This window comes from Treponema sp. (assembly GCF_045657965.1).
GTDB lineage: Bacteria > Spirochaetota > Spirochaetia > Treponematales > Treponemataceae > Treponema_D.
The window spans coordinates 1-10,467 of the sequence record NZ_JAZOUG010000243.1; the positions used below are offsets into that span (position 1 = coordinate 1).

The window sequence follows — 10,467 nt, forward strand, 5'->3', positions numbered from 1 at the left end:
ATAAATTAGGCGGATTTATTATTGCGGGTGAATTTGCATCAGTAATCAAAAAACAGATTCCGGCACTTTCAAAAAGCATTATTCATCCTGTAAAAGCTGTTGGTGAAAATTCTAATGGCTCAATAATGTTTACTGTTGACAGTACTGGAAAGTTCAGCTGCGAAAGTGACTACTGGACTTCTTATACGCAGAAACTGCTTGATTCAATAAAATAAAATTTTTTCTTAAACTTATAAGGGCGAACTAAGTTCTCTTTCTTCGCCCTTTTTTGTTTGTAAAATTCAAAAAACTGTGTTATTATTAATGTAATTGGAAATTAATTAAAAATAATTCGGTGGGGGCTTTTATGGATCTTGTAAAAGATATTCATAAATCAGAATATGGCGAACTGCCTGAAGTTGTTGTTTGTACTCCAGGCCGTTTTCATTTAATCGGCGAACATTCCTGGTTTTTTAGAGATAAAACTCTTTCAATGGGGATTAATCTTCCAGTTTATATAGCAGTTTCTTTTAGAACAGATAATAATTTTTACTTTTATTTTCCTCAGCTGAAAGACCGTAAAAAAATATCAATGTCTTCGCTAAAATTCCGTAAAGAAGACCGCTGGGCAAATTCAATAAAAGCTATGATTTATGGTTTTATTTCCGGCGGTTTTGAAGTTAAAGGAATGAATTTTACTGTTTATACAGATATTCTTCCTTCTGCCGGTTTTGGAATAAATACAGCCATAAAAGTCGGTTCTGCTTATGCCATTTGTGAGCTTAATAATTTAAAATGTGAAGAAAGCCAGATTTTACAGGCTATAGCTCGTGGTAATATAAGATTCCTTAATTCAACTAACTATATTTCTGATATTCTTTCTGCAATCTATTCAAAAGAAAAATCTCTTGTTTTAATCGATCATGCTACAAAATCATGTGAGATTCTGCCGTTCGATTATCCTCAGAAAAAAATAATTCTTGTCGATGCTAAAGTGCCTCGCATTAATATCTGGAATGAAGAAATTATCCGCGAACCGGAAAGTGCACTTCTTTTAGGAGAATTAAAAGAACGTAAATCTTATGTTCGCGGTGGATGGCGTTATGAAGAAAATCCTCATGAAGTAAATTTAGTTCTTTCGGTTGCTCCGGAAATGATTCATAAAAAGCTTCACAGCGTAATGATGGAGCACCAGTTTGTACTTGAAGCCTGGGATGCGCTTGAAAAAAATGCTTTTGGCACTTTTGCACGTGCTGTAAATCACAGTCATGAAAATATGCGTGATGAATATGAAATTTCATGTCCTGAAATTGACTGGATTTTAAAACGTCTTTCTGAAATAAATCCTAATAATGACGATTCAAGAAATCCTTTTAATTGCGGTAGAATTACAGGTAAAGGATTTGGCCGCTGTTTATATGCGATTCTTGATGATAAAGATGTCGGCGAATTTAATAATAAACTTACAGAATTTCAGAAAATTTTTGGTTTTAAAGCTTCAAGCTATGTAGTAGAACCGGCACAGGGAGTTCATATTGTCAGTTAACCGCAAAAAAATTCTGGTTACAAATGATGATGGTATAGATGGACAAGGGCTTAAGGTTCTTGTTAATTCTCTTTCATCTGTATGTGATGTTTATGTCTTGGCGCCTGATTCTAATCGTTCTGCTGTTTCCAGTAAAATATCAATGGAAAAGCGCCTTCAAATTAAAAAAATCACAGATGATATTTATACATCTTCTGGAACTCCGGCTGACTGTGTAATTTGTGCTTTAACTTCGCCATTGTTTCCGGTAAAATTTGATGCTGTTGTTTCTGGAATAAATGCCGGTCCTAACATGGGAACTGATGTAATTTATTCAGGAACCTGTGCAGCTGCCAGACAGGCTGTTTTAATGGGACTTCCTGGTATTGCTGTCAGTCTTGAATCAAAATTTCTGGATTATGCACGTGATGGTTTTAATTTTAAACCTTTAGCAGATTTTTGTGCCGATAATCTTGAACAGTTAATTTCTCTTTGTACAGGGGAAGTTTTTGTAAGTCTTAATGCAACTTCAGCCGATAAATATAGTGAGGCTGAGTTTGCTTCATTGTGCGTGCGTGATTATGGTGATAAAGTTATCTTTGAAAACGATAATTGCGATATAACTGCCCGCTGCATAAGCGAAGGAATTACAGTTAAAGGCGAGAGTGATTCTGATTATAATATAGCAAGAAGCGGTAAAATTGCTGTTTCGCTTATTTATGCAGAACCTGTTCTAAAAAAAATGAACAGAAAAATGGATTTTAAATTTTAAAATTGGCTGTTACGGGAGGGGCGTATGGCTGATAAAAATATTCTCAATCAAGGCATTTCAATGTATCAGAAAAATGATTACAGTGGTGCCCTTACTTTTTTTCTTTCACTTCCTGATGATTCTGAAATTGATAATATTGAACTGGCATATTATATCGGTCTTTGTTATGCAAAATTAAACAGATATGATGATGCTCTTTTATATCTTGAGCAGGTCGTAACTTCTGGAACTGAACTTGACAGGGTTTTACAGTGCAGATATGTTCTTGCTGTGATTTATGCAAATAGTGGCCGAAAAAAGCTGGCAGAATTTGAATTGAATAAACTTTTAGATTCCGGTTACAGACCTTCAAATGTATATGCATCCCTGGCTTATATTGCATGGAAGCAGGATGATGTTGAGCGCTCTCTTGACTTATATAAAAAAGCAATTGACCTGGAACCTGAAAACAATACTGCATTAAATGGAATGGGATATGTTCTTGCCTGTGAAAACCGTGATTTAACCAAAGCTCTTTCTTTCTGTAAAAAAGCATTGAATAATCAGCCTGAATCAGCCGCCTGCCTTGATTCTGTCGGCTGGGTCTATTTAAAACTTGGTTTATTAGATGATGCAATGAAATATCTTAATCAGGCTCAGGAAAAACTTCCTGACAATGAAGAAATTGCTGAACATATTCGTCTTGCACACGAACTTTAAGGAACTTAAAATGAAAAGACTGAAATCAATATTTTTCGTTTTGTTGACATCTGTTTTTGGACTTTCTTACATATCTGCACAAAGCGGTGTATTTGTCAGTGAAGAAGCTAAAGCACGCTCTTCTGTAGGGGCAAGAAGTGCAACATCGGGACTTGCTGAGCAGGAATTCAGACGAGGTGTTCAGGCTTATTACCGCGGTTCATTTAATGATGCAATAATGCAGTTTGAAAAGGCTCTTTCATATCTTCCAGGAGAAAATGTAATTTTAGACTGGCTTGGAAAATCTTATTATCGTTCCGGAGTTGAAGGAGCTGCTTTAGAGCACTGGCAGTATGCTTCTAATGAAGGTTATGGCGGTCTTCTGCTTCAAAACAGAATTGAAATTGTAAGCAGCCGGAGACTTTTTTCTGGCAGTTCACTGGAAAAACCAGTCCGTTATACAGAATCTGGAAGTTATACTGGCAAAAACATTCAGGGAAATTTTGTTTTCAGTCAGCCGACATGTGTTCTTCCTAATAATGACGGGACAATCTGGATTGTTTCATATTCTTCAAATGAACTTTTAAAAATGGATTTAAATGGCCTTGTAATTGAACGGACAGGCGGTCCTTTAAATGGATTTGACAGACCTATGGATATAATCCGTTTAAAAAATGGAAATCTTTTGCTCAGTGAATTTGCAGGGGACAGGCTTTCGTTGTTAGATTCAAAAGGAAAATTTATAAAGTCATTTGGTGAAAAGGGTGCTTCTGTCGGCAAAATGGTCGGACCAGAATATATTGCCCAAAGTGATGATGGGAATATTTATGTCTCTGATTTTGGAAACAGCCGTATAGATGTTTTTGATACTGATGGAAATCCTTTGTTTTATTTTGGTGGCAAAACAGATGATTTTTCAGGATTGAAAGGTCCGACTGGAGTGGCAGTTTATGCAGATACTGTGTTTGTTGCAGACTGTATTACTGGTGCAGTTTATAGATTCGATTTTTCAGGCAATTATCTTGGTGTTCTGTGTAAAAATAAAACTTTTAAGAAGCCGGAATCTATGAAATCATGGGGAAAATATTTGATTCTCTGTGACAGAAATAAAGTGTATTCAATTGATAGTGATACCGGTTCTGTTTTTGAAAATGCTAATTCAGGAAATTCTCCTTCACGGCTAACAAGTGCTGTCCCTGATATAAACGGAAATATTATCGTTACTGATTTTAATTCAAATGAAGTGTATGTAATGGCAAAACTTTCTGAACTTATTGGTGGATTATTTGTTCAGATTCAGAAAGTTTATTCAGATTCTTTCCCTAAGGTAACTATTGAAGTAAATGTTGAAAATCGTTCAAGACAAAGTATGGTTGGCTTAAAAGAAAATAATTTTTTAATTACAGAAAATAAAGCACCGGTTTTAGACTTGAAATTTGAAGGTGCCGCTTATGCTAATGATACTGCAGATATCACATTGCTTATTGACCGATCTGTTGATTCAGCAAAGTATTCACAATCTATGGAAAATGCTGTAAAAGAAATTGCATCCAGTATGAATAACCGCGGTACTTTGAGAATTGTATCTGCAGGTAAAGTTCCGTTACTTGAATATGAAGGGCCAGCTTCCGGTGTTTCAAAATTTAATGCCGCGTCATTAAAAAATCCTGTGTCTTCTACTGTTTCTCTGGATCTTGCAATACGGCTTGCTTCCAATGCATTAATCAACGCTGAAAAAAAATGTGCGATTGTTTATATTGGAAGCGGAAAAGTGACCCAGCTTGCTTTTGAAAAGTATGGCTTGTCAAATATTTCTTCGTATTTGAATAATAATTCAATCAGTTTTGTTAATCTTATTCTTGCACAGTCTGCCTGTGATGATGAAATTAATTACCTGTGTACAAATACTGAAGGCGGTGAATATTATGTATATCGTGAGCAGGGACTTTCTGAAGTTGTTAATGATATAATTGAAATTCCGTCTGGAATTTATGTGCTTTCTTATACAACTGCTCTGCAAACTGATTTTGGTCAGAAATATCTTCCTGTAGAAGTGGAAACCTTTATAATGAACAGGAGCGGTAGAGACGAAACAGGATATTTCGCACCGCTCCAGTAAAAGTTTTATTCAGTTTTAGTTTCTTTATTGTCGTTTTTTGAGAGCAGTAAGTTTGTGACGATTCCAAGAATCAATGCACAGGCTACTGTTCTGATTTCAACTTTGCCGAATTTTACAACCATGCCGCCGACTCCAGTGATTAAAATTACGCTTGCAACAAAGAGATTGCGGTTGCGGTTTAAATCGACCTGCTGGAACATTTTTAAGCCTGAAACAGCGATAAAGCCGTAAAGAGAAACACAAACGCCGCCCATTACACAGCTTGGAATTGTTTCTAGGAAGGCAACAAGAGGTGTTAAAAGACTGAAAACAATACACAGAATTGCACAGCCCCAGATTGAAATTGTTGAGGCGTTGCGTGTAATTGCAACACAGCCGATTGATTCTCCGTAAGTTGTGTTCGGACATCCGCCGAAAAGGGTAGAAACGATTGTTCCGACACCATCACCTAGAAGCGTTCGTGTAAGGCCCGGTTCTTCAAGAAGATTTACACCGACGATTGCAGAAAGATTTTTGTGGTCTGCAAGGTGTTCTGCAAATACAACGAATGCTACAGGAACATAAGCTGCAAAAATTGTAAGCAGGTAAGAGCCTGTAATTCCTTTGAGTCCTTCGCTTCCTCCAAGAAGGAAAGTAAACTGCGGAAGAGAGAAATATGCTGAAAGTTTTGAAAAATCAAGGCTTGTTAGGGCGGTGTAGTTGATGACAATGAGTGAAGAATTTCCGGTTGCATGACCGATAACTGCAAAAATTGAAGCTGCTGCATAGCCGGCTAAAATTCCCTGAATGAAAGGAATGAGCTTTCCGATTTTGCTTCCGTATGTTGAGCACATCATTGTAACAAAAAGTGTAAAAAGGCCGCAGACAAGGGCGACATAGGAACTTCCGCCTTCGATGTTTGATTTCATTAAATCGCCGATTGCGTTTCCTGCAAGTGAAAGACCGATGATTGCAACTGTAGGTCCGATAATTACAGGAGGCATGAGTTTGTCAATCCAGTGTACACCGCAGAATTTTACTGCAACTGCGATGATGATGTAGACAAGACCTGCCATAAGGGCACCGATTATTAAGCCCCAGTATCCGATTGAAACAGAAGCAGCTCCTCCGAAAGCAGAGAACATAGAGCCGATAAAGGCAAAAGAACTTCCCAAAAAGACAGGACTTGCACTTTTGGTGAATATTAAATAGATGAAAGTTCCGACACCTGCACCAAACAGGGCTGCAGAGGCTGTAAGACCATTACCGACGATTGCAGGTACTGCGATTGTTGCTGCCATAATTGCAAGCAGCTGCTGAACTGCAAAAAGAAAAACTTTGCCTAATGAAGGTCTGTCTTTAATTCCATAAACTAATTCCATATATTTGCTCCTTTTTTTATCCTAATACTGTTCTTTCAATTTCAAACATCTGGCTGCGGTAAAGACTTGAAATATTGTGGCCGTAATCTGCGAGCAGCTGAATGATGTTGCGTGCATGTTCTTTAGTGTCGCAGCCGTTTAGGCGGTCGCCGGCATCGCCAAGACCAGGCATGATGTATGCTTTTTCGTTCATGACAGGATCCATCCAGAGGGTGTAGCAGGTAAGCTCAGGCAGAGCACGTGTGACACGAATTGAGCCTTTTAGTGTTGAAATTGTGTTGAAAAATGCGATTGATTTTGGTTTTACACCGTTTTCTTTAAGATATTTTACGACAGTAACAAGAGAACCGCCTGTTGCGTTCATAGGGTCTGCAAAAATCAGATCTTTGCCGTCGAGCAGTTTGAGGTCGAAGAAGGATTTGTCCAGATCCAGAACATATTCCATGTTGTTTTCGTTTTTGGTGTCATTGCGGCTGATTTTGAAAAGCGCAAATGGTGTAAGATAGCCGTCTGAAGAATATTCTTCAATTTCTTTTGAAACAATCATGCTTGGAAGAAGTGCTCCGCGGAGCATGACGCACATTACAGTGTTGTGGATTTTGTGGTCGATTGCAGGGATTTTGTGCACGGCGTAGTTTTGAACCGGAAAATTAACCGGAGTTTTTACGATTATGTGACCTTTTTTGTCTGTTTCCTGATTGATGTAAGCCATGCGGAAAAGCATTTCGTATGCCCGCTGACTGTAGTACATAAATTCCTGATGGTCAGTGCGTTCATCACGGAGTTTTGAAATTACCCGGCTGGCTTCTGCCTGTGCCTGAAGGTCAGTTTCGAAGGAATAAACTTTGATTTGAGGGTGCTTTTTGCAGATTGAATGCATTTCGTGCCCCATTTTGTCATAGCCTTCGATGATTTTTTCTTTGTTGACAGGGTCAAATGATTTCATTGTCTCTTTAAACATCATGTCAAGTTTGGCAAGATCTTCGTTATCTTCCTGTGTAAGATAACCATCCAGATCTTCGGCTTTCAGAATGATTTTGTTGCTCATTTACAGCTCCTGATACGTTTTTCAATCCTTCATTTTAGTATGTGAATTAAAATTTCACAATGGAGAAAAGAAAAAAAAATTAAAAAAATCTATTGACAATAAAACATTTGATACAATATAATCTAATCAAATAAAAGATAGGTTGGTTTTGACATACTCAACCACCGGGAACAGGAGGCACATTATGGCAATTTATGATTACACAGTTTTGGACAGAAAAGGAAACGAAGTTTCAATGGCAGATTTCAAGGGTAAGGTTCTCTTGATTGTTAACACAGCGACAGGCTGTGGTTTTACTCCACAGTACAAAGGCCTTGAAGAGCTTTATCAGAAATATCACGACAAGGGTCTGGAAATTCTTGACTTTCCATGTGACCAGTTCGGTCATCAGGCACCGGGCGACGATGAAGAAATCCATGAGTTCTGTCAGATGAAGTATAAGACAAGCTTTGACAACTTCAAAAAAATCGAAGTCAACGGCGAAAACGAAATCCCGCTTTACACATTCCTCAAAAGTCAGAAAGGTTTTGCAGGCTTTACAGGAATTAAAGGCGCAATTATGAATCAGGTCGTCGGCAAAATCGACCCGGATTTCAAAAACAACGCCAGCATCAAGTGGAATTTCACAAAATTCCTCGTCGACAGAGAAGGCAATGTTGTGGAGAGATTCGAGTCAACAGTCGAGCCAAAGAAAATCGATGAAAAAATCGAACAACTGTTGTAGAATTGTTATCAACAGGGCGACAAGGATGTCGCGATTTTTGAAAGCAAATTAATTCCGCGAGAATTTTGCAATGCAAAATTCTCGTCTACGACATGGAGGTCGAATATGACCGAAAAAGAAAAAATGCTTGCAGGGCTTCTTTATGACCCGAACGATGCTGAGCTTGTTTTGCTCCGTCGTAAGGCTCATAAAAACAGCCGGCTTTACAATAATCTGGACGAAACTGACGAGGCACGTGTTTCTCTGCTTGAAGAGCTTGTTCCAAACCACGGAAACAACCTCACTCTGCAGGGACCTGTTCAGTTTGATTACGGCATTTTTACCACTTTCGGCGAAAACTGTTACGCAAACTTCAACTTCACTTGCATTGACTGTGCGACTGTCACAATCGGAAGCAATGTGTTTTTTGGACCGAATGTTTCGATTCTCACTCCTGTTCATCCAATGAAATGGCAGGAGCGGAATCAGTATACAAGAGGTGACGGTGTTTTGACTGACAAAGAATTTGCACGACCAGTCACAATTAAAGACAACTGCTGGATTGCAGGCGATGTTACAATTTGCGGCGGAGTTACAATCGGCGAAGGCTGCGTAATCGGAGCCGGAAGCGTCGTTACCCGCGACATTCCGGCAAATGTATTTGCTGCAGGAAATCCGTGCAGAGTAATTAAACAAATAGAGGAATAGCTTATGACATACGACATAATCATAATCGGTGCAGGCCCTGCCGGAGTTTCGGCTGCCTTATATGCAAAACGCGCAAACCTTAATGTTGCCGTCATTTATTCAGGCGAAAGTCAGCTTGAAAAAGCACATAAAATCGACAACTATTACGGCTTTTCCGAAGGAATTACAGGCCCAGATCTTTATAAAAACGGAATCGAGCAGGCAAAAAATCTTGGAATCGAAGTGATTCAGGCCGAAGTAACTCACATCGAAATGCTTGCTCCCCCGCCAAAAACGCAGTACTCAGTAAAAGCCGGCGGAAACGAATACACTGCAACCAGCCTGATTCTTGCAACCGGAAACAAAAAGCTCCGCCCTAACATCGCAGGAATCGTTGATTTTGAAGGAAAAGGCGTTTCTTACTGCGCTGTCTGCGACGGATTTTTCTATCGCAAAAAAAATGTCGCTGTAATTGGAAACGGAACTTTCGCAGTGGAAGAAGCAAGTCATCTTGCACACATTGCAGATTCTGTCACTATTTTGACCGACGGAAAATCAGATGATGAAGTTAAATCAGCTCTTTCAAAAGATTCTTCTGTCGCACAGAAAATCAAAATCGATGTACGCAAAGTTTCAAAAATCATTTTGAACGAAGAAGGCTCAAAAGTAGGCGGTGTATCATTTGAAGACGGCGAAACACTTACTGTTGACGGAGTTTTTGTAGCCTTAGGGAGTGCCGGAGCCGCTGACTTTGCCAAAAAGCTCGGGCTTGCCCTAAACGGAGACTCAATTGCCACAAACGAAAAAATGGCTACGAACGCACCGGGAATCTTTTCGTGCGGAAATGCAAACGGCGGACTTTTACAGGTATGTAAGGCAGTTTACGAAGGCGGTGTTGCAGGATTAAGTGCAGTTGATTATATTAGAAAAATCAAACAATAAGGAAAATTTATGCAGAATCAAATTGAAAATACTGAAGCTGATAAATATGAATCTCTGAAACTTAAAAATCAGGTTTGCTTTCCCCTTTATGCTGCTTCCCGTGAAATTTTACGTAAGTATACCCCTTTTCTAAAAAAATTAAATCTCACATACACTCAATATATTGTCATGATGGTAATGTGGGAAGATAAAAAACTTACGGTAGGGGAGCTTGGAAAAAAGCTTTTTCTTGATACAGGAACTCTTTCACCGCTTTTAAAATCAATGGAAGAAAAAGGACTTGTTGAACGAAATCGTGAAAAAGTGGATGAACGCGTTGTAAAAATTTCAATTACAAAAAACGGCGAAAATCTGAAAGAAAAAGCTTTAGAAATTCCTCCTCAAATTTGCTCCTGTTTAAAGATTTCAACTGAAGAAGCAGAAGTTTTATATAAGCTGTTGTATAAAATCCTGAATTAGAATTTCACTGTTCCGCCGATTGTTGCTGTTGCTGTAAGAGTTGCAGTTTTTCCCCAGTTTGCGTAGTAGCTTAAGCCTGCATCAGTATTGATTGAAACGTATTTTGAAATCTGGGTTTCAGTTGCATGCGTAAAGGCTAAGTTGTACTTTTTAACAGGTGAAGATGTGGAAGAAACGGGAGATGTTCTGTTAAG

Annotated in this window: 12 protein-coding genes; 9 read left to right on the plus strand and 3 right to left on the minus strand. The window is 38.6% G+C overall.

The window, feature by feature from the left end; genetic code table 11:
* The 5 genes from ACKI5B_RS09120 to ACKI5B_RS09140 form a co-directional block, all read left to right on the plus strand.
* A partial coding sequence (locus ACKI5B_RS09120; RefSeq protein WP_407427984.1) for a hypothetical protein occupies positions 1-215 on the plus strand: 215 nt, incomplete at its 5' end.
* A 131-nt stretch (positions 216-346) separates the two neighbouring features.
* On the plus strand, positions 347-1,525 hold the full coding sequence (locus tag ACKI5B_RS09125) for a galactokinase (protein ID WP_407427986.1): 1,179 nt from the start codon (positions 347-349) through the stop codon (positions 1,523-1,525).
* Positions 1,515-2,276, plus strand: coding sequence for a 5'/3'-nucleotidase SurE (gene surE, locus ACKI5B_RS09130; RefSeq protein ID WP_407427988.1), 762 nt, complete (start codon positions 1,515-1,517; stop codon positions 2,274-2,276). The genes ACKI5B_RS09125 and surE overlap by 11 nt, the downstream gene beginning before the upstream one ends.
* A gap of 24 nt (positions 2,277-2,300) precedes the next feature.
* The gene (locus ACKI5B_RS09135) at positions 2,301-2,975 is read left to right on the plus strand and encodes a tetratricopeptide repeat protein (protein ID WP_407427990.1); all 675 of its coding nucleotides are present in this window, start codon (positions 2,301-2,303) and stop codon (positions 2,973-2,975) included.
* 10 nt (positions 2,976-2,985) lie between these two features.
* A complete protein-coding gene (locus ACKI5B_RS09140; RefSeq protein WP_407427992.1) occupies positions 2,986-5,073 on the plus strand; it encodes a hypothetical protein in 2,088 nt (695 codons plus the stop codon).
* Between the two features lie 5 nt (positions 5,074-5,078).
* Here the strand turns inward: ACKI5B_RS09140 and ACKI5B_RS09145 are convergent, their stop codons facing one another.
* Both ACKI5B_RS09145 and ACKI5B_RS09150 read right to left on the minus strand, forming a co-directional pair.
* On the minus strand, positions 5,079-6,434 hold the full coding sequence (locus tag ACKI5B_RS09145; RefSeq protein WP_407427994.1) for a uracil-xanthine permease family protein: 1,356 nt from the start codon (positions 6,432-6,434) through the stop codon (positions 5,079-5,081).
* Positions 6,435-6,450: 16 nt separating this feature from the next.
* The gene (locus ACKI5B_RS09150; protein WP_407427996.1) at positions 6,451-7,482 is read right to left on the minus strand and encodes a uracil phosphoribosyltransferase; all 1,032 of its coding nucleotides are present in this window, start codon (positions 7,480-7,482) and stop codon (positions 6,451-6,453) included.
* 184 nt (positions 7,483-7,666) lie between these two features.
* On the opposite strand from ACKI5B_RS09150, the gene ACKI5B_RS09155 reads away from it, so the two are divergent.
* The 4 genes from ACKI5B_RS09155 (at position 7,667) to ACKI5B_RS09170 (ending at position 10,273) form a co-directional block, all read left to right on the plus strand.
* Positions 7,667-8,206 (plus strand): glutathione peroxidase, encoded by a 540-nt coding sequence (locus ACKI5B_RS09155; RefSeq protein ID WP_407427998.1) that lies wholly within the window; start codon positions 7,667-7,669, stop codon positions 8,204-8,206.
* Between the two features lie 105 nt (positions 8,207-8,311).
* The gene (locus ACKI5B_RS09160) at positions 8,312-8,893 is read left to right on the plus strand and encodes a sugar O-acetyltransferase (RefSeq protein WP_407428000.1); all 582 of its coding nucleotides are present in this window, start codon (positions 8,312-8,314) and stop codon (positions 8,891-8,893) included.
* Positions 8,894-8,896: 3 nt separating this feature from the next.
* Positions 8,897-9,814: an NAD(P)/FAD-dependent oxidoreductase gene (locus tag ACKI5B_RS09165; protein ID WP_407428002.1), complete on the plus strand. Its 918-nt coding sequence runs from the start codon at positions 8,897-8,899 to the stop codon at positions 9,812-9,814.
* A gap of 9 nt (positions 9,815-9,823) precedes the next feature.
* Entirely contained in the window at positions 9,824-10,273 is a 450-nt protein-coding gene (locus ACKI5B_RS09170) for a MarR family winged helix-turn-helix transcriptional regulator (protein WP_407428004.1), read from the plus strand.
* Here the strand turns inward: ACKI5B_RS09170 and ACKI5B_RS09175 are convergent.
* On the minus strand, positions 10,270-10,467 hold a 198-nt coding region (locus ACKI5B_RS09175; protein ID WP_407428006.1), incomplete at its 5' end, for a hypothetical protein. The two genes, ACKI5B_RS09170 and ACKI5B_RS09175, sit on opposite strands and share 4 nt — an antisense overlap.

Coding starts and splice junctions, on each gene's coding strand:
- ACKI5B_RS09125 (WP_407427986.1), top strand. CDS start 347: ATGGATCTTGTAAAAGATATTCATAAATCAGAATATGGCGAACTGCCT.
- ACKI5B_RS09135 (WP_407427990.1), top strand. CDS start 2,301: ATGGCTGATAAAAATATTCTCAATCAAGGCATTTCAATGTATCAGAAA.
- ACKI5B_RS09140 (WP_407427992.1), top strand. CDS start 2,986: ATGAAAAGACTGAAATCAATATTTTTCGTTTTGTTGACATCTGTTTTT.
- ACKI5B_RS09145 (WP_407427994.1), bottom strand. CDS start 6,434: ATGGAATTAGTTTATGGAATTAAAGACAGACCTTCATTAGGCAAAGTT.
- ACKI5B_RS09150 (WP_407427996.1), bottom strand. CDS start 7,482: ATGAGCAACAAAATCATTCTGAAAGCCGAAGATCTGGATGGTTATCTT.
- ACKI5B_RS09155 (WP_407427998.1), top strand. CDS start 7,667: ATGGCAATTTATGATTACACAGTTTTGGACAGAAAAGGAAACGAAGTT.
- ACKI5B_RS09160 (WP_407428000.1), top strand. CDS start 8,312: ATGACCGAAAAAGAAAAAATGCTTGCAGGGCTTCTTTATGACCCGAAC.
- ACKI5B_RS09165 (WP_407428002.1), top strand. CDS start 8,897: ATGACATACGACATAATCATAATCGGTGCAGGCCCTGCCGGAGTTTCG.
- ACKI5B_RS09170 (WP_407428004.1), top strand. CDS start 9,824: ATGCAGAATCAAATTGAAAATACTGAAGCTGATAAATATGAATCTCTG.